Annotated in this window: 11 protein-coding genes; all 11 read left to right on the top strand. The window is 63.0% G+C overall.

Translation table 11 applies throughout. The features are described 5' to 3' along the window. Positions 1-20 precede the first annotated feature (20 nt). A complete protein-coding gene (gene ureE / locus XH96_RS24500) occupies positions 21-473 on the top strand; it encodes an urease accessory protein UreE (RefSeq protein ID WP_246789728.1) in 453 nt (150 codons plus the stop codon). After that, entirely contained in the window at positions 463-1143 is a 681-nt protein-coding gene (locus XH96_RS24495) for an urease accessory protein UreF (RefSeq protein WP_246789727.1), read from the top strand. The genes ureE and XH96_RS24495 overlap by 11 nt, the downstream gene beginning before the upstream one ends. 19 nt (positions 1144-1162) lie before the next feature. Further along, positions 1163-1858: an urease subunit beta gene (gene ureB / locus XH96_RS24490; protein ID WP_246789726.1), complete on the top strand. Its 696-nt coding sequence runs from the start codon at positions 1163-1165 to the stop codon at positions 1856-1858. A gap of 2 nt (positions 1859-1860) precedes the next feature. After that, complete coding sequence (ureC, locus tag XH96_RS24485; protein WP_194388027.1) at positions 1861-3567, top strand: urease subunit alpha; 1707 nt, start codon at positions 1861-1863, stop codon at positions 3565-3567. Next, positions 3564-4214, top strand: coding sequence for an urease accessory protein UreG (gene ureG / locus XH96_RS24480; RefSeq protein ID WP_194394240.1), 651 nt, complete (start codon positions 3564-3566; stop codon positions 4212-4214). Before ureC ends, ureG begins: the two co-directional genes overlap by 4 nt. Continuing rightward, positions 4211-5140: an urease accessory protein UreD gene (locus XH96_RS24475; protein ID WP_194388026.1), complete on the top strand. Its 930-nt coding sequence runs from the start codon at positions 4211-4213 to the stop codon at positions 5138-5140. The genes ureG and XH96_RS24475 overlap by 4 nt, the downstream gene beginning before the upstream one ends. A gap of 537 nt (positions 5141-5677) precedes the next feature. Beyond that, entirely contained in the window at positions 5678-8053 is a 2376-nt protein-coding gene (locus XH96_RS24470) for a TonB-dependent siderophore receptor (protein WP_194388025.1), read from the top strand. Between the two features lie 354 nt (positions 8054-8407). After that, positions 8408-8635 carry an MbtH family protein gene (locus tag XH96_RS24465; RefSeq protein WP_194388024.1) on the top strand — a complete coding sequence of 76 codons (228 nt, stop codon included), beginning with the start codon at positions 8408-8410 and terminating at the stop codon, positions 8633-8635. A gap of 21 nt (positions 8636-8656) precedes the next feature. Continuing rightward, positions 8657-9376 carry a thioesterase II family protein gene (locus XH96_RS24460; protein ID WP_194388023.1) on the top strand — a complete coding sequence of 240 codons (720 nt, stop codon included), beginning with the start codon at positions 8657-8659 and terminating at the stop codon, positions 9374-9376. A 4-nt stretch (positions 9377-9380) separates the two neighbouring features. Then, positions 9381-10349, top strand: a complete 969-nt coding sequence (locus tag XH96_RS24455) for a TauD/TfdA family dioxygenase (protein ID WP_194388022.1) — start codon at positions 9381-9383, stop codon at positions 10347-10349. A 57-nt stretch (positions 10350-10406) separates the two neighbouring features. Continuing rightward, positions 10407-20150: a non-ribosomal peptide synthetase gene (locus XH96_RS24450; RefSeq protein ID WP_194388021.1), complete on the top strand. Its 9744-nt coding sequence runs from the start codon at positions 10407-10409 to the stop codon at positions 20148-20150.

The following is a 20150-nucleotide window of genomic DNA, read 5'->3' as shown; positions in this document are numbered from 1 at the left end:
GTCATTTGTGGGAGGGTATCGTGACGTTACGGCTTCATGGCATCATCGGACGATCCGACGACGCGGCTTATGCAGGCCGTCTCCACCACGTCGAACATCATGGCGGGATCGAACTCCTGTTCGTGCCGCCGTCCGACGTCGGCCGCAAGCGCTTTCGCTTGACGACCGACCGCGGAACCGATTGCGCCGTCAGCCTGGACCGGGACGAGGACCTGGTCGACGGGGCATTGCTGTTTCTCGCACACGATCGCGCCATCATCGTCCGCTTCGGCGAGCAGGAATGCTGGCGATTGAAGCCCGTCAGCCAAGCTGCCGCGCTGAAGCTCGGCTGGAATGCCGGAAATCTGCATTGGCGGGTCCGTTTCGAAGGCGATCTCCTTGTTGTCCTGCTGGATGGGCCGCTCGACACTTACCGGGCACGGATCAGGCCGCTGCTCGACGCGGGCGAGATCGTGGAGAGCGATGCTGTTTGACAGATTGCAGACGCTGGCCTTGTTGCAGCTCGGGGACAGTGCCTACCCGGCCGGCGGCTTTGCATTTTCCTGGGGGCTGGAAGGCCTTGCTGCGGACGGCATGCTTGCCAATCGCAGCGAACTCGATCGGATCATCGCGGACCAGCTTGAGCGGCGCTGGGCAAGCATGGACCGTGTTTTGCTGCGCCAGGCCTTTCGGGCAGAGGATTGTGTGGCGATCGCGCGCGTGGATCGCCTGGCCGAGGCGGCAACACCCTCGGCCGAAATGCGGGAAGGATCGCGGCGGGCGGGCAGGGCGCTACTCGGGGTGTGGTTCAAGCTCGATGGACCGCTATCGGTCGCCTACCGTGGCTTGGTGTCGTCGGACACGAGGCTAGGCCATCTGGCCGTTGTGCAGGCCGTCGTCGGCCGGGACGCGGGGCTCGGCCTGGAGGCCGCAGAACTGGTCTCGGGCTGGACGCTCGTAACCGGCCTCGTCAGTGCAGCCGTAAGGCTCGGGATCATCGGCCACATCGAGGCGCAGCGCAGCCAGGAAGCCGCACGCATGTTGCTGGCGCGACTGCTTGAGGAAATTCCGTCGCCCGATGCACTGCCTGCGAGCTTCACGCCGTTCATCGACATAGCGGTTTCGCGTGGACCGCTGCGACATGTCCGCATGTTCACGACTTGAGAGAGGATGCTCTTCCATGATGAACCTTTCACCGACCGAGTTGGATCGCCTCGTCATCTTCAATGCCGCGCAAATGGCGCGCCGCAATCGGTCGCTTGGAATCCGGCTGAGCCATCCGGAGGCGGTCGCCTACATCACAGACGAGGTCATGACCGCGGCGCGCCGTAACCTGCCTTATGCAGAGATCCGCGACATGGCAGGGCGATTGTTGACATGGGACGATGTCGAGCCCGGCGTCGGGCAGATGATTCCGATGCTCTATATCGAATGCATGTTCGCGGAAGGGACCAAGGTGATGGCGCTCTTCGAACCGGTCGGTCCCAGTGACACATCGGTCGTGGACGATATCGTGCCCGGTGAGATTATCCCGGGCGACGGAGACATTGAGAGCTTCGCAACCTTGGCTGCGATCACCATCGATGTCACAAATACCGGCGACCGTGACGTTCAGGTTCGCAGCCACACTCACTTCTTCGAGGTCAATCGCGCCTTGCTCTTCGATCGCGCGGCAGCCTGGGGCAGGAAAGTCGACCGTCCCGCGGGGGCCGGTATCCGTTTCGAGCCGGGGGTCACCAAGTCCGTGCGGCTGGTCCCGATCTCGGGTGATCGCGTCGTGCATGGGCAGGCGGGGCTCGTCAACGGTTCGTTGGATGCGCCGTCGGCGAGGGATGAAGCGCTTCAGCGTGCTCGCGCCCGCGGCTATCTGGGAGCCTGACCATGGCCACATTGTCACGCAGAGCCTACGGCGAACTCTACGGGCCAACCAAGGGCGACCTCGTGCGGTTGGCCGACACCAGTCTGCTCGCCGAGATCGAGCACGACTACACCACGTACGGGCACGAACTGCTGGTTGGTGCGGGAAAGAACCTGCGCGACGGCGAAGGCGTCAACGCCTACAGGACTGCCTCGCACAAGGCCCTCGACGTTGTCATCAAGAACGCCACCATCGTCGACGCAGTCGCCGGCATCGTGAAGGCCGACATCGGCATCCGTGACGGGCGCATCGTTGGCATCGGCAAGGCCGGCAATCCCGACGTGATGCCCGATGTGCATCCCGACATGGTCGTGGGTCACACGACGGCGCCGATTGCCGGCGGTCCCTTCATCGTCACCGCCGGCGCCATTGAGTCGCACGCGCACCTGATTTCGCCCGAGCAATCCGACCATGCGCTTTCCGGCGGGACGACCACCCTGGTCGGAAGCGGATCAGGACCGGTTTTTGACGTCGGCAGCGGGGCCGCTTCGACCTTCGCGCGCTTCCTGCAGGCGATCGAATTCTCCCCGCTCAATTTTGCCTTGTTCGGACGTGCGGGTTCCAACCCCGAGGCGATCGAGGAAGCGGTTGCGGCCGGCGGCATGTCCGTGAAGATTCACGAGGATTTCGGCGCCGCCCCTGCGGTGATTGACCAGAGCCTCATTGCGGCAGATCGCAACGATTTCGCGGTTCACCTCCACACCGACTCGATCAACGAATACGGCTTCTGCGAGGATACGATGTCGGCCGTCGAGGGGCGCACCATCCATATGTATCACGTAGAGGGCGCCGGCGGCGGTCACGCCCCGGACCTGCTCAAAGTCGTGTCGTGGGACAACGTTATTCCCTCGTCCACCAATCCGACCAATCCTTACACGTCCTACGGCATGGAAGAGGGCGTGCCGATGACGATGATCTGTCATCAGCTCAATTACAATGCGCCCGAGGACGTGATGTTCGGCGAGGCGCGGGTGCGCGCCCAGTCGATGGCCGCGGAAGACTTTCTGCACGACATGGGAGCGATCTCGATCTTCGGCACGGATACGCAAGGCATGGGACGCCTCGCCGAGAACGTCGCGAAGTGCTGGCAGCTCGCGAGCGTCATGAAGGACCGGATCGGCCGCCTGCCCGAGGAAAAGACGGCACGTGCGGACAATGAGCGCATCAAGCGCTACATTGCCAAGCTGACCATCAATCCCGCCATTGCGGTGGGCATCGATCACCTCGTCGGCTCGATCGAGCCCGGCAAGATGGCCGATCTCGTTCTCTGGCCGCGCGCTTCCTTCGGCATCAAGCCCTACATGGTGATCAAGAACGGTTTTGTCGTCTGGGCAGCCATGGGCGATGGCAATGGCAGCCTCGGTCTGTCGGAGCCGATGATCCAGAAGCGGATGTGGGGGGCGCTCGGTGCCGCACCGCAAAGGCTGGGCGTCAATTTCATGTCGAAGCTCGCCATGGATGCCGATGTGACCCGCAAGCTTGGCCTTGAGCGCGCCCCCGTCCAGATCAAGAATGTCCGGAAATTGCGGAAGGCAGACATGTTGCGCAACGCCGCGACACCGCATGTCGAGGTCGACCCGCAAACATTCGAGGTTCGGGCTGACGGGAAGCTTCTGATGTGCCCGCCGGCGACGAAGGTACCGTTGGCAAGACGGTATATGCTCCGATGAGCCGGCTCTCGCTCAACAATGGATTGGCGCAGCCACGGATCGCGGCCGCACGGGTTGGAATCGGAGGACCGGTCGGTTCAGGCAAGACTGCGTTGGTGGAGTGCTTGATTCCAGCACTCGCTGCGCGGGGCATCGATATCGCCGTCATCACCAACGATCTCGTCACGGCCGAGGACGCCGAACGGATCAGACGCTCCGGGCTGATCGATCCGGCACGGGTGTCGGCTGTCGAGGCGGGCGCGTGTCCGCACACCGTCATTCGCGAGGACCCCACGCTCAACATTGAAGCCGCGGATGAGCTCGAACGTCGCTTCCCGGGGGTCGAGCTGATCCTGCTCGAAAGTGGTGGTGACAATCTCGCCTCGACGTTCTCGCGCGATCTGACGGACTTTTGGATGTTTGTGATCGATGTCGCCGGAGGCGACGATATTCCGCGCAAGCGCGGTCCGGGTGTCATTCGCGCCGACCTTCTCGTCATCAACAAGGTCGATCTGGCGTCTTACGTTGGCGTGGATTTGGAGCGCATGCATCGAGACGCATTGAACGTCAGAGGAGATCGTCCGGTACTGCTCACCAATTGTCGCCGCGGCGAGGGCATCGAATCGATCGTCGATCTCATCGAGCGCGAAGTGTTGTTCAAGACATGAATGACGCAACGGCGAGCGACGCAGCGCGGCTCGACCTTAGCTTCGTTCGGCGCGCCAACCGTACTGTGATCGACCGACGGAACTTCGCTTGGCCATTCGTGCTCACGCGCAGCTTTCATGTCGATCCGGATCGGCCGGATCGCCTCAGCGTGATTGTGCAGACGGCAAGCGGGGCGGTTCACGGAGAGGACAGCCTTGCACAACGCCTTATGCTCGGCCCCGGGACGGCCGTTTGCCTGACCACTCAGGGCGCGACGTCGGTTCATCGCGCCCACCCCGCTGCGCGCGCTGTCGAGACGGTGGAGCTTGATGTCGGGAGCAACGCCAGTCTCGAATATCTGCCGGAGCCTCGCATCCTGTTTCCCGAGGCGGCATTGTCACAGACGATCGAGCTTGACTGCGCGCCGGACGCCTATGCGTTGATCGTCGATGCATTCACGATGCACGACCCCTGTGGCGGAGCGAGCTACTTCCGCGAGCTGGAGTCGACGTTCTGCCTGAGAAGATCGGGTGGCGAGCCGCTGCTGATGGAGCGGACGCGTCTGTTTCGCCCAGACCGAAGCCTCTTTCGTGGCTACGGGGCCTTCGGATCGGCATTCATTGTGCTGCCCTCTGCACATGATCCGGGAAGGCTGCAAGGGAAGTTGGCAGCAGCGCTAGAGCGAATCAAAGGGCTCTATGGCGCAGTGAGCGCGTCGCCGGCACAGGCTGGGCTCTCGATCCGTCTCGCTGCCCTGGACTTAAGAAATATCCGTCAAGCTTTTGAGAGGATCAAACTAATCTATCGCGAAACGCTCTCGGAATGGATTGACGGACTTCGTTCCGAGAACCTGTCCATCACCGAAGGGAATGCAGGTCACGATGCGAGGCTTGAAGAGCCGGCGTCGGTATCGCGTCGGGGCGCGGCGAGCTGTGAGCGACGCTGAGAACAGCGACCGACGCGATGATGGAGCGATCCCATCTGGAAGCAGAAGACTTGATTCGGGGCGTGGTGTCCGATCAGGGATTGAAAGTGGACATCGGCTATGGCGACGTGCTCGATCATTGCACAATCGATGTCCACGCCGCTTGGCCATCTTGGAAGCGCACAGGATTTAGAAAGAGGTGCGACATCCTGCGCATGGCTCTCCACTGCGTCGGTCTGAGGACTTCGGGCGCATTGTGGTGCGCGGTCCAAGGCGGCAAAGGTCGTTCCGGGAGCGGGCGATACGCAACCTGCTCGGATCGGAAATCCGAGACGGAGCAACGGAGTCTCGCCGAGATGCTGCATGCGCATCGAGATTAGAATGGTTTGAAAATAGAAACATTCAAATATTGAGCGGCGTCATTCGTGGCCGACAACGATCGTCCAATCGCGACGGGTTGTCGTGCAACCTTAGATAACTTCTAGTTCTCCATCCCTTCCCGGAGCACTCGCGCATGTTAGGAAGCGCGGGGACCTGTAGTGGAATTGGGGTGCAGGAATGACGCGTGAACTCTCGGCCAAGAAAATTGTGCGTACGCTATCGCTTGGAGCGGTGAGCTATCTCGCGCTGTCGCTGGAATCGTCGGGTGACCTTCAGCAAGCGTTTGCGCAAACGAACCTGCCGCCAGTGACCGTCGATGCACCCAAGCCGAGAGCACGGCAGTCGGTTCAAAGATCCCAGTCAACCCGCGCATCGCGGGGACAGAGATCCGTCGCCGCGGCGGCTCCGCGCCAGGCCGCGCCTGTTCCCTACGTGGTGCCTTCGACCGGTACGCTCGGCACGGTGCCCCCCGCCTATGCAGGCGGCCAGGTCGCGACCGGCGGAAGTCTCGGTCTTCTCGGCAATCGCGGTGTGATGAACACGCCGTTCAACCAGACCAGTTACACAGCGGAGCTGATACAGAACCAGCAAGCGCGCACGATCCGTGACGTTCTCGCCAACGATCCCTCGGTCAGAGTCGTTCAGGCAGCCGGTGGTGGTGCGGACAGTCTCTTTATTCGCGGCTTCTACTATGACAGTGGCGACTACGGACTGAACGGCCTCTACGGAATTGCTCCATACTATTCTTCGGGCGCGAATTTCGTGGAGCGTGTCGAAGTCCTGAAGGGGCCGAGCGCATTGCTCAATGGCATGACGGCCGGCGGCACTGGCGTTGCCAGCGGCGGTGCAGTTGGCGGAAGCGTCAATCTAATTACCAAGCATGCGCCCGACGTCGACATTACGCAGCTTACGGCAACCTACGTTTCAAAATCGCAGTTTGGCGAGAATATTGATGTCAGCCGTCGCTACGGTGAGCACAAGGAGTGGGGTGTCCGGCTCAACAGCACCTACTCGAACGGCAACACGCCCTGGAATCGTCAAACCGACGAATTCGGCAATGTGGTTCTGGGCGTAGATTATCGGGGGGAGCGTGTGCGCGCGGCAGTCGATGTCGGCTACCAGGCCGACAATCTGAATCCACCCTTGCGCTTCTTCAATGTCCCGGCCACGACGACGACCATTCCTTCGCCACCGAAGGCCGGGCTGAACTTCCAGGTCCCGTGGGCCTACTATGCCCCGACCGACTTTTTTACGACAGCCAGAGGCGAAGTGGATGTCGCCGACTGGATAACCGCGTATGGGGCGTTCGGCTATCACGACAGCAACATCAACTACGCTTATCCATCGCCCAACATCTCCAATCTTGCGCCGGGGGCCGTGACGTCTCCGCCGGGTGTTTCCCAGTTGGGAGGTTTGTGGTCGCGTCCCTTCTCTGGGAAGGAAACGTTTGAGACGCTCGCGGGCGAGGCTGGCGTCCGGGCCACGGTGGATACCGGCCCCGTTAATCATGCAGTGAACGTTAACTATTCGATCAACGACCGGACTTACAATCAGAAGGTCTGGACCCGCTCGAACAATGCTCTTGCGGATGTGATCTTCTGGAATCTCTACACCGAGCCGACAAACATAGCGAAACCGAACTTCTCGACGGTTTCTGCCAACCAGACCACTGGCGTGTCGCTGTCTAGCGTTGGCGTATCCGACACGATGTCGATCCTCGACAAGCGCGTTCAGCTCACGCTTGGCGTTCGCCGTCAGACAGCTGGAACGGAAGTGACGAACTTCGTGACACCGGCATCGAGCCGTCCGGAACAAGACGCCTCCGTCTGGAGCCCCGCCTACGCGGTTCTCGTCAAGCCGGTGGAAAATGTCGCGCTCTATGCGAACTATATCGAAGGGCTCCAGACCCCCGTTGTGGTCAGCGGCGCGTTTGCAAACGTTGGAACCGTGTTTCCGCCGGCGCAGACGAAGCAGGCCGAGGTTGGCATGAAGATCGACGCAGGTCGATTCACGACAACCTTGAGCGTATTCGACATCAGTCAACCGAGCATCATTTCGGTGGCGTCCGGCGTTACAGCGACCCAGCAACTCAACGGCAGACAGCGCAATCGGGGTGCGGAGCTCAACGTGTTCGGCGAGATCACTCCCGACATCCGTATTCTCGGCGGCGTCGCCCTGATTGATGGTGTGCAGGAGAAAACGCAGGGCGGAATCAACGACGGAAAGAGTGCGGTCGGCGTGCCCGTGGTCAACGTCAACATGGGCGCGGAATGGGATACGCCGTTCGTGCGGGGTCTTACGCTCACGGGCAAGGTGATCTATACGGGCTCACAATACGTCAACGTCACGAATACGCTGACGTTGCCCGAATGGACACGTGTCGACATCGGGGCGCGCTACACCTTTACGTCCCCCTGGAACGGAAAACCGATCGTCGTGCGCGCCAATATCGAGAACGTGGGCAACAAGTCCTACTGGGCCTCGGCATATAGCGGGGTTATCACACTTGGTGCGCCTCGGACCTATCTGGTGTCCACCACGTTCAATTTCTGAATCGCTGGCTTGGAGTCGGAATCGATGCCGCCGCGGACGATCCGCAGCGGCATTGTTTCGACATGAGCAACGCAATTGATGACAATGCGATGACGAGGATCGCGCAACAAACCGTGCGATCATGCCGCATCCGAAAAGTTCCCGCTTGTCCAGTTAGAATTGCAGCAATCTGCGGCGTGACCTGAAATCTCGATATTTTCCCGCGCGTTGGCGCGCAAGCGCGGAGGTTGCATTGTGTCTCCGCGTCGCCAGTTTTGAGGTCTTAAAAAAAGTCGCGTCGATATTGCTTTGACCATCGTCTGCTTCTGACCTAGTCAAACGTCTCTACTTTCGCTCGCTGAAAGGGATCGCGCCATGATGGTGTTCGACAGAGACGACGTCACATTCACCGTCGTCATCAATCACGAAGAGCAATACTCCATCTGGCCGACGTTCAAGACGATTCCGGCGGGCTGGAAGGCCGTTGGGAAGATCGGCAGCAAAAAGGAATGCCTCGACCACATTGAGCAGGTGTGGACCGACATGCGCCCGCTCAGCCTGCGCAAGTTCATGGACGACGCGACGCCTCAGCGGTCGGCGTAGTCGGCGGAGCCTGGTCTTCCGATGCGGCTTCTTTGTCTGCCTTACTCCGGCGGCAGCGCCATGTTCTACGCGCGGTGGCGCAGGCTGCTGCCATCGTGGATCGACGTGAGGCCGGTGGAGTGGCCCGGGCGCGGCGCGCGCATGGATGAGCCTTTGGCTACCGATCCGCATGTATTGGCCGCGAAGCTCGCTGGCGAGCTCGGCGGCCAGCTCGACGGGCCTTACGCGCTGTTCGGTCACAGCCTCGGTGCCGTGATCGCATTCGAACTTGCACACGGCCTGCTCGATCGCGGCGCGGCTGCGCCGGCCGTTCTCTTCGCCTCGGGTGCGGAAGCGCCTGCGGTTCGGGACGGCAGCAGGTGGCGCGAGCCGTTGAGCGACGATGCGCTGAAGCAGGAGTTGCGCCATCTTCAGGGCACGCCCGACGAGGCGCTGTCGAACGCAGAGCTGATGCGATCTGCGTTGCCGGTGCTCCGCGCCGACTTCCTGATGTGCGGGGCCTATGTCTATCGACCGCGTCGTCCCCTGCCGTGCCCCGTGCACGTCTTTGCCGGAGCGGGCGACGAGACCGGCCGCGAAGCGCTCGAGACCTGGCGGCGGGAGACCTCCGCGTCATTCACGCTCGATGTGCTGCCCGGCCGTCACTTCTTCATTCACACGCAGCAGGCCGAGCTGATCGAGCGGATCGGTGCGGCGTTGGCCCTGCGATCGGGGCGATCGATTGATCTGCATCGGAGCTAGGATCATGAGCACGTTCTCCGTCCAGCCACTCATTGAGGGCAGAACTCTTCCTCTGCTGCTCAAGGCCGGTGAGGCCGGGCAGCCGCTCGGCAAAGCACTTCCCATGCTGCGCGAGACGATAGGCAGGCACCTGATCGATGCTGGCGGCATTCTGTTCCGCAATTTCTCGCTGGATGGCCCCGATGCGTTTCGGGCCTTCGCGGCCGATTTCGGTCACCCGCTGCTCACATACGAATTCGGATCGACGCCGCGTTCGCAGGTGACCTCGGGCGTCTACACTTCGACGGAATACCCGCCGCACCAGCATATTCCGCTGCACAACGAGCAGGCCTATACCCGCGATTGGCCGATGAAGATCTGGTTCTATTGCATGCAGCCGGCGCTGGAGGGCGGGGAGACGCCGATCGCCGACAGCCGAGCCATCTATCGAGACATGCCGCCAGCCATTCGCGAACGGTTTGCCGACAAGGGCGTGATGTATGTGCGGAACTACGGCAACGGCCTCGACGTCGATTGGCAACAGGTGTTCGGCACGGACTCCAGATCGGAGGTGGAGGCTTACTGCGCTCGCCACGACATCGAATGCGAATGGAAGGAGGATGGCGAGCTCCGTACGCGCCAGATCTGTCAGGGTACGGCGCAGCATCCCTTCACGGGGGAGTGGGTCTGGTTCAACCAGGCACATTTGTTCCACGTCTCCAATCTCGAGCCTGAGGTCCGCGAGAGTCTGCTCGACGTGGTCGATGACGAAGCCGATCTGCCACGCAACGTCTTCTACGGCGATGGTTCGGCCATCGACGATGAGACGCTGTCATCGGTCCGGGCCGTTCTCGAGAAGCACAAGATCAGCTTTCCCTGGCAAGTCGGCGACGTCGTGATGCTCGACAACATGCTCACCGCGCACGCGCGTGCTCCGTTCAAGGGGCCGCGCAAGGTGATCGTCGCCATGGCCGATGCTCATCGGCAAGGGTGATCGACGGCAATCGTCGGTGGTGATTTCCGGCTCGCGGCCGGACAGGGATTCGAAAACATGGACAGAGCCAACCTCGTCGAACGCTTGCGGGAGCACGCCACCCTGCGACCGGAGAAGGTGGCGTTGCGCTTCCTGGAAGGCGACGACGTCGCCGATGAGCTGACGTTTGCCGCGCTCGACGCTCGAATCAGGGCGCTTGCGGCGTGGTTGCAGCAGATGGGCGGCGCAGGCGAGCGGGCGGTGATCCTGCTTCCGAGCGGGATCAACTATGCCGTGGCATTCTATGCCTGCCTGTATGCGGGCGTGATCGCCGTTCCGGCCTATCCGCCGGAGGGTGGCTCGGAGCGCTATGCAGGACGTCTCGACGGCATCCTGCGGGATGCGGCGCCGCGCTTCATATTGGGTGAGACGGCCCTGCACGGCCTCATCGAAGCAACGCTGCCCGCATTGGACGACGTGCACATCGTCACGGTGGATACCATCCCGTCCGAACTTGCAGCGGACTGGCGCGAGACAAGGCCCGCGGCCGATGCGATCGCGTTCCTCCAGTATACGTCCGGGTCGACCTCACAGCCAAAGGGCGTTTGTGTTTCCCATGGCAATCTGGTTGCCAACGAGCGGGCCATTGAAGCGGTTGCCGGTGGCGCGCCGGACGACGCTTTTGTGAGCTGGCTGCCCCTCTATCACGACATGGGATTGATCGGCGGGCTCCTGAACCCACTGTTCACCGGTTTTACCGGCGTCCTGATGTCACCGCGGAATTTCCTGGAGCGGCCTCGCCGCTGGCTCGAGGCGATCGATCGTCACGGCGGCACGTTGAGCGGCGGTCCCGATTTCGCGTACTCGCTCTGCGCCGACCGCATCTCGGATGAGACCATCAGTCGGCTGGACCTAAGCCGGTGGAGATTCGCGTTCTCGGGCTCGGAGTTTGTCCGCCGGACCACTCTCGAGAAGTTCGGTGACCGGTTCGCGCGGGCTGGCTTCAATCGACGGGCGCTAACTGCTTGCTATGGCCTCGCCGAAGCGACGCTGCTGGTCACGGCCGGCGACATCACCGCTGACACCATTAGCTATACGCTCGACACCGCGGAACTCGCTGCAGGTCGTATCGCAAGCGCCAGCGCAGGCACCGATCTCGTGGCGTGCGGTCGAACCGCCGCAGGCCACGACATACGCATCATGCGTGTCGACGGATCGGCCGTGGCCGAGGCGAATGAGGTGGGTGAGATCTGGGTCGCGGGTCCCAGCGTCGCGCTCGGTTACTGGAATAATCCCGAGGCCACGCACCAGGCCTTCGTCGAGCGGAACGACGTGCGCTGGCTGCGGACCGGCGACATCGGCTTCGTTCGTGATGGCGCGCTGGTCGTGGCCGGGCGCCTCAAAGACCTGCTGATCATTCGCGGACAGAACGTCTATCCGACGGACGTCGAGCAGGCGATCGAAGCCGACGTCGAGACTGTCCGCAGCGGACGGGTTGCCGTCTTTCCGGTCGAAATGGACGGGCGTGAAGCCATCGGCGTGGCGGCGGAGTTCAGCCGCGCCGTGCTCAGGCTCAGCGATCCGGAAGCGCTCGCACATGCGATTGGCGAAGCGGTCCTCCGGCAAGCGCAGGAATATCCGGCCGTGATCGCTCTGCTGAACCCGCAAGCAATGCCGCTGACCACGAGCGGCAAGCTGCAACGTTCGGCCTGCGCCGCACGCCTCGCCGACAATACGCTCGACAGCTTCATGGTGTTCGAGAGGGGGCGTCGCCGTGGCGGCGTATCCTTGACGAAGCCCACGACCGATACCGAACGCGCCGTCGCCTCGATCTGGTGCGATGCGCTTGGTGTCGCGGCAGTGCATCGCGAGGACGATTTCTTCGTGCTCGGCGGAAATTCGATTGCAGCCGGTCAGGTTGCCGCGGCGATCCGCGACCGCTTAAGCGTGGAGGTCGAGCTGCGTACCTTCTTCGACGCGCCGACGCTCGCGGCCTTCGCCGGCCGTATCGATGGCCTGGCGGGCGCTGGTGGCGGCCGGACGCTGCCGCCGATCCCGTGGGCTGCCTCGGCCGATCGTGCGATGCTGTCGCACGCGCAGGAGCGGCTCTGGTTCCTCTGGAACATGGACCCGGCCGGGACCGCCTACACCGTTGCAAGTACAATCCGTCTGAAGGGATGGCTCGATCATGCCGTCCTGTCGCGCGCGCTCGGCGAGATCGTCCGCCGTCACGAGATATTGCGTACCACGTTCACAGCCAGCGACGGCCGCGGAACGCAGCTCATCCACGATGTCATGAGCATCGGTATCCGGGAGGAGGATCTTCGTTCCCATTCTGCAGGGGAACGCGCCGAGCGCGCGGAAAGTCTCAAGCGATCGGAGCTCGCCAAGCCGTTCGACCTAGTGAATGGTCCGCTGTTGCGCGCGGTGTTGCTTCGGCTCGCGGACGATGCGCACGAGCTGCTGCTGCTCGCCCATCATATCATCGTCGATGGCAGGTCGCTCGACGTTCTGCTCGACGAACTGGCCGCGCTCTATCGCAGCGGTATCGGTCAGGGCGGAGGCGCGCCGCCGATTCCGGCGATTCAATACGCCGACTTTGCGGCTTGGCAGCGAAACTGGCTCTCGGCAGGCGAGGCCGAGCGGCAGCTCGCGTATTGGCGCGCGAAGCTCGGCGATGTTCATCCCGTCCTGGCGTTACCGCATGATCGGCCGCGCCCGGCCATCCAGAGCCATGCCGGCGAGACGATCGGCCTTATCATTGACGACGCGCTTGCGTCCCGACTCCGGGGAATCTCTGTCAAGCAGCGCGTCAGCGTCTTCATGCTACTGCTCGGCGCATATCAGGTGCTGCTCCATCGCTACACCGGACAGAGTGATCTGCGCGTCGGCGTGCCGATCGCAGGACGCCGGCACACGCAGCTCGAGGGCTTGATCGGATGTTTCGTCAATACGCTGGTGCTGCGGGCTGAGATTGCAGCCGACGCGACCTTCCCGAGCCTGCTGCAGCAGGTCAAGGAAGCGGTGGTCGAGGCATTGTCGCACCAGGACCTTCCTTTTGAAATGCTGGTTGAAGGCCTCAGGCCGGAACGCAGCGGGGGCCACAATCCGCTGTTCCAGGCAAAGTTCAACTACATGACGGCGCCGGGCGGGTTTGCCGGCGTCGAAGGGCTCACCGCCGAAATCGACATCATCGATCTCGCGGGTTCGCATTTCGACCTCGCGCTCGACGTCATCGATAGCGCCGACGGCATGAAGGTCACGTTCAACTACGCCACCGATCTGTTCGATCGTCCCACCATCGGGCGGCTGGCGGCGCAGTTCGGTTCGATGTTGCGGCAGATTGCCAACAATGCCGAGCGGCGGATATCGGACTTTGCCATTGACGATGGGCACCGGCAGGCCGTCCCAAGTAAGGCCGCCGCATTCGGCTTCACCGATGTCATCAGCCTTCACCGTGCGGCGACCGCCGATCGATCGACCGCCACGGCCATCCGATGCGGCCGGGAGCAATTGAGCTTTGCGGAACTCGAGCGCAGGTCGAACCGTATCGCGCAGGTGCTCAGCGCCAGGGGCTTGGTGCGGGAGACGCCGGTCGCGCTGTGGATCGAGCGCTCGCCGGCTTTTGTCGTCGCCTTGCTCGGTGTGCTCAAGGCCGGCGGCGCTTACGTCCCGTTGGACCCGAAATGGCCAATGGATCGCGTCCGCCGCATCCTGGCGGACGGCGGTATCGAGATCGTGCTGTCGGCGGGTGAGAAGCTCGGGGATGCGCGTGGGCTTGATTGCCTAGTGCTCGATTCAGAAGCCGAAGCCGCGCGCGGGGAGGTCCCTGGCCTGCCGGTCGCCACGATCATTCATCCGGAGCAGACCGCCTACGTCATCTATACATCGGGATCGACCGGCGCGCCGAAGGGCGTCAGCATCTCGCATGGCGCCTTGGCCAATTACGTTCAGGCCCTGCTGCTACGCCTGGAGCCGCGTCCGTCAGCGAGCATGGCGATGGTGTCGACGGTGGCGGCCGATCTCGGCCACACCGTCCTGTTCGGCGCGCTGGCGTCCGGCGGGACGCTGCATTTGCTGTCTCCAGACGCCGTGTTCGACGCGGATGCGTTCGCGCAAGCGATGCGCGAAGGCGAGGTCGACATTCTCAAGATCGTGCCGAGCCATCTGCGAGGGCTGTTGAAGGCCTCGCGGTCGGCCGATCTTCTGCCCCGCGAGGCGCTCATTCTGGGCGGAGAGTCTTGCGACCGGGCGCTGCTGGACGAAGTCCATCGCTTGCGTCCGGAATGTCGGATTCTCAATCACTACGGGCCTACGGAAACGGCCGTCGGTGCGGTAACGCATGAATGCGCGGCCGAGCGCGAGAGCAACCCGGTTCCGATCGGTCTGCCACTTGCCAATCTGAGCGCCCATGTCCTGGATGAAGCGCTGAACGAAGTACCGATCGGCGTTACCGGCGAACTCTATATCGGCGGCGCCGGCTTGGCGCGCGGCTATCGCGGCGCGGCCGGTCTGACTGCGGAACGTTTCGTCCCGGATCCGTTCGGGGCAGCAGGCGAGCGCCTCTATCGAACCGGGGATCGTGTCCGCTGCGATGGCGCGGGCCAGCTGATATTCCTGGGCCGCACCGATGATCAGATCAAGTTGCGTGGCTATCGTATCGAGCTCGGAGAGATCGGGCGCGTCATCAAGACACTGCCGGGCATCGATGATGCGGTGGTGCTCCCGCGCGCGATCGGGGCGAATGCCGATCGCCAGGAGCTGGTTGCCTATTGTGTACCATCGCGCGATGCCAGTCTGCAGGCCGATACGATCAAGCAACAGCTTCTTGCGATCGTGCCGGACTATATGGTGCCGTCACACGTCGTCATGCTGGCGCGATTACCGCTGACGCCCAATGGAAAGGTCGATCGTCGCGCCTTGCCCGAACCGGCGGAAGACGGGGTGTACGCCGGCTATGCCGCACCCGCGGGAGATATTGAAGTCGCGATCGCGGCGGTATGGTGCGAGGTGCTCGGTCGTGAGCATGTGGGCCGCAATGACAATTTCTTCGAGCTCGGTGGCGATTCCATCCTCAGCCTGCAGATCATCGCCCGCCTGCGGAAGCGCGGCATCCGGCTGACGCCGAAGCAGATTTTCAGCCAGCAGACGATTGCCGGATTGGCGACCGTCGCCGTCATATCGACAGGGACGAGCGCGAAGAAAGAGAAGCCAGACACGAAGACGTCTGCTGGCGGCAATGCCGATCGCGGCATGCGTCACCTGATGCCGATCCAGATGCGTTTCTTCGACGAGGATATCGGCAACCGGGATCACTGGAATCAGGCGGTTCTGCTGCTGCCACACATGCAGATCGATTGGGACACGCTGCGGCGTGCGCTCGCTGCCATCGTAGAGCATCACGATGCGTTGCGTTTGAGGTTCAGGCAGGTGGATGGCGTCTGGCAAGGGGAACAGGGGCCGCCGGCGTCCACCGAACTATTGTGGATTCACCCGCACGTCGGCGGCCCGGCGGAGATCGCCGGGCTCGCCCGCGCCGCGCAGGAGAGCCTCTCACTGTCTTCGGGACCGCTGCTGCGCGTGGTCGGCATGAACCTCGCGGACGGCAGTCAACGACTGCTGCTTGCGATTCATCATCTCGTCGTCGACGGCCTGTCCTGGCGCATCCTGCTCGAAGACCTGGCGTCGGCCTATGACCAGCTGCGGCAGGGTGGGCCCGTCACGCTGCCCCCGAAGAGCGATTCTTACGGCTCGTGGAGCGAGCGGCTGCGTGCCTATGCGGCGACCGCGGAGGTCGCGGCCGAACTGCCATATTGGCTGGATTGCGGTGCCGGTGCGCGCTTGCCATGTGACGACGACCATGGCGGAATCGACCGCGTCGGTGACGGCGGCGAAGTGTCATTGGTGTTCGATGCCGAGTTGACGGCGCGGCTGCTCGAACGGGCGCCCGGCGCCTATCGGACCCAGGTCAACGACCTGCTGCTGGCGGGTCTCGTGCGAGCGGTGTCGCGCTGGAGCCAGCACGACGAGGTGGTGGTGGAGCTCGAAGGCCACGGCCGCGAGGATATTTTTCCAGGCGCTGATATATCCCGTACCGTCGGCTGGTTCACGACGGCATTTCCGGTCCGGCTGAGAGATGCAGGCTTCGACGAGGCGTCGCTGATCAAGGAGGTAAAGGAGAGGCTGCGCGCGATTCCAAATCGCGGGCTCGGTCATGGCGTGCTGCGCTATCTCGGTTCCGAGCAGCAACGTCGTGCCCTCGCGCGACTGGCGGAGCCGCAGATCGTCTTCAACTATCTGGGCCGCTTCGACGCGAGCGTTGGCGCCACACATCGCTTCTCCTTCGCACCCGAGAGCGCGGGTCCTTCGCGCAGCGCCGCGGCGCCGATGCGCGGATGGCTGAACATCAATGCCCTCGTGCGCGAGGGCCGGCTTGAAGTGTCTTTCAACTACGGACGCAAGCGCTACCGGCACGACAGGATCGAGCGACTGGCGGCGCATTATCAAGATGCGTTGGGCGAATTGATCGCGCACTGCTGCAACGGAGCAGCCGGCCTCACGCCATCGGACGTTCCATTGTCCGGACTCGCACAGGCTGACCTCGATCGGCTAGCTACGACCTTGAACCTTCGCGGCGTCGAAGACATCTATCCGCTCTCGCCCATGCAGCAGGGCATGTTGTTCCACACGCTGCGCGACGGTGCCAACGACTCCTATGTGAACCAGGTCGGGCTCGAGTTGTTCGGTGTCGATGCCGGCAAGCTGCGGGCTGCGTGGCAGGCGATCAGCGACCGGCATGCCGCCTTGCGGACCGGGTTTGTCTGGCAGAACCTGTCAGGCGCGTCGCAACAGGTGGTGCATCGCCATGTGACCGTGCCGTTCGTCGAGGAGGACTGGCGCGACAGCCCACCTGCGGAGCTGGATGCAGCGCTCGCCGAGATATCCCGACACGACCGGGAGAAAGGCTTTGACATTCTGCAGCCGCCGCTCCAGCGCATTCGCCTGATACGGCTCGACGAGAACCGTCACTGGCTGATCTGGACCCATAATCACATCTTCGTCGACGGTTGGAGCTCGGCCCGGCTGGTTGCGGAGGTGTTGCAGCAGGCGAGCGGTGAATCGCTCCCGGCCGTGCAGGGCAGCTATCGTGACTACATTGCATGGCAAGGGAGCCGTGATCACGAAAGCTCCGAGAGATTCTGGCGCGAGGTGCTGGCGGGGCTCGGGACGCCGACGCTGCTCGCGAATGCGCTGGTGGCCACCAAGACGTCTCGCGCCGAAGGCCACGCCAGCATCGGCCTTGCCGTGGATGCGGCGCTGACCGAACGGCTGAAGTCGTTCGCAAAGCACGAACGGGTGACGCTCAATACGCTCATACAGGGCGCGTGGGCACAGTTGTTGCGCAGACATTCGGGGCAGTCCGCTGTCTGCTTCGGTGTGACCATCTCGGGTCGTCCGGCCGAACTGCCTGGCTCGGACGAGATGGTGGGCCTCTTCATCAACACGCTGCCCATCGTCGACGCGCCGAGCCCAGAGGCGATCGTCGGCGATTGGCTGCGCGCCTTGCAGGACCAGAACCTGGCCCTGCGCGAGCACGGCTGGACGCCGCTCTACGAGGTCCAGCGCCTCGCCGGCCATGCCGGCCAGCCGCTGTTCGACAGCATCCTGGTGTTTGAGAATTATCCGATCGACGAGGGACTGCTGCGGGGCGGCGAGGGCGGCCCTCGGATTGGTCGTGTGGCGCATGTGACGCCGACGAACTATGCGCTGGCAGTGGCGGTGTTTGCCGTAGGCGACAGGCTGAATATCGAGTTCAATTATGACGCGCGCCAATTCGACGAGGCGGATATCCTGCGTATTCGCAACATTCTGCAGGATCTGCTGGCGCGGATCGTGGCGAACGCGGAGCGCGTGCTCGGTGACCTCCGATCGGCGTCTGATGAAGACGCTCGACGAATTCTCGATTGGAGCGGCGCAGCGCAACTGACCTCGGCATCTTCCTGTGCCGACGTCGTGACGCATATCGAAGTGCAGGCCGCACAAGCGCCGTCCGCCGTCGCCATTGTCTGGGGCGACCAGCGCATCGCCTATCGCGAGTTGAACGGGCGTGCCAACGCGCTTGCTCGGCGGCTTCGCCTCTGGAGCCTCGATCCGGATCGGCTGGTCGGCGTTGCGCTGACCCGAAGCCCGGACATGATAGTTGCGCTGCTCGCGATTCTGAAGGCCGGCGGCGCTTACTTGCCGCTCGATCCGGATTATCCGTCCGACCGGCTTGCCTATATGTTGCGTGACAGCGGTACGACATTGGTTCTCACGCAAGGCATGCTGCTGGAGCCGCTCGCGCCGGTACTACGCGAAGCCGGGGTCGAAGCGCTCTGCATTGATGAGCCATCGCCATCCATTGACAGCGACAGCGGCAATCTCGACGTCGAAGTCCATCCCGAGAGCCTGGCCTATGTCATCTACACCTCGGGATCGACCGGAATGCCGAAGGGGGTAGCTGTCGCGCGTGGACCGCTTGCGATGCATTGCGAAGCAATCGGCCGGCTGTACCGGATGACATCCCGCGATCGCGAGTTCCAGACGGCATCGATCAATTTCGATATCGCCCATGAGCGATGGCTGGTGCCGCTGATGACGGGTGGGTCGCTGGTCCTGCCCTCGAAGCCCGGCCTCTTGGTGGACGACCTCGTCAGCGAGCTCGCGCGCCATGCGGTGACCTCGATCTTTCTTCCGCCGGCCTATGCGGATCAATTGAGCGCGGCGTTGCGGCAGGAGGGGCGAAAGCTCGCGATCAGGGCCTGTATCGTCGGCGGCGAGGCCTGGTCGGATGTCGGGATCAAGGCCTTGCGTGGTGTTGCCGATGTCGACCTTCTGGTCAACGCCTATGGTCCGACCGAGACGGTGATCGCCCCGACCGCATGGATCATCGACGACACGACGTTGAAGCCTGGCCAGCCCGCACCGATCGGACGGCCAGTCGGCGTGAGATCGGCGCACATCCTCGATTCCGATCTCAACATCGTTCCGGTCGGCGTGACCGGCGAGCTGTTCATCGGCGGGGCAGGCCTGGCTCGCGGCTACCTGAACCGGGGAGCGTTGACCGCAGAACGGTTCGTCCCCGATCCGTTCGGCGATAGCGGCATGCGCCTCTATCGCACCGGCGATCTCGCGCGCTGGCGCGACGATGGCGTGATCGAATATGTCGGCCGTGCCGACCAGCAGGTGAAGATCCGCGGCTTCCGCATCGAGCTCGGGGAAATCGAGGCGCGCCTGCTCGCGCAGCGCGGCGTGCGTGCGGCGGCCGTGGTGGCCGGCGAGGGCAGGACCGGACGCCAGTTGTTTGCCTATGCCAGCGGTGAACCCACGCTCGACGGTCGCGATTTACGTGATGCACTGTCCGCCATTCTGCCTGATTACATGGTGCCGTCGACGGTCACGGTGCTGGAGCAGCTGCCGCTCACCCCGAATGGGAAGATCGATCGACGGGCGCTGCCCGCGCGGGGCGAGGATGCGCTGACGCGCCACTCCTATGAAGAGCCCGAGGATGAGATCGAGCTCGCACTGGCCAGGATCTGGGCGGAGTTGCTCGGTGTCGATCAGATCGGACGTAACGATCACTTCTTCGAGCTTGGTGGGCATTCCTTGCTCGCAGTGCGGGTGCTCAGCCGCGTCTCGCAGGAGATCGGTATATCGGTCGCGGTCTCGGATCTGTTCGCTCATCCCGATCTGGCATCGTTTGCGCGTGTCGTGTCGATCAGGCTGATCGAACAGGAATTCGACGCCGAAGAGCTCCGGGAACTGGTTGGAGCGGAGCAGTGA

The organism is Bradyrhizobium sp. CCBAU 51765 (assembly GCF_015291725.1).
GTDB classification, from domain to species: Bacteria; Pseudomonadota; Alphaproteobacteria; order Rhizobiales; family Xanthobacteraceae; genus Bradyrhizobium; species Bradyrhizobium liaoningense.
This window is presented reverse-complemented; position numbering and strand designations above follow the sequence as displayed.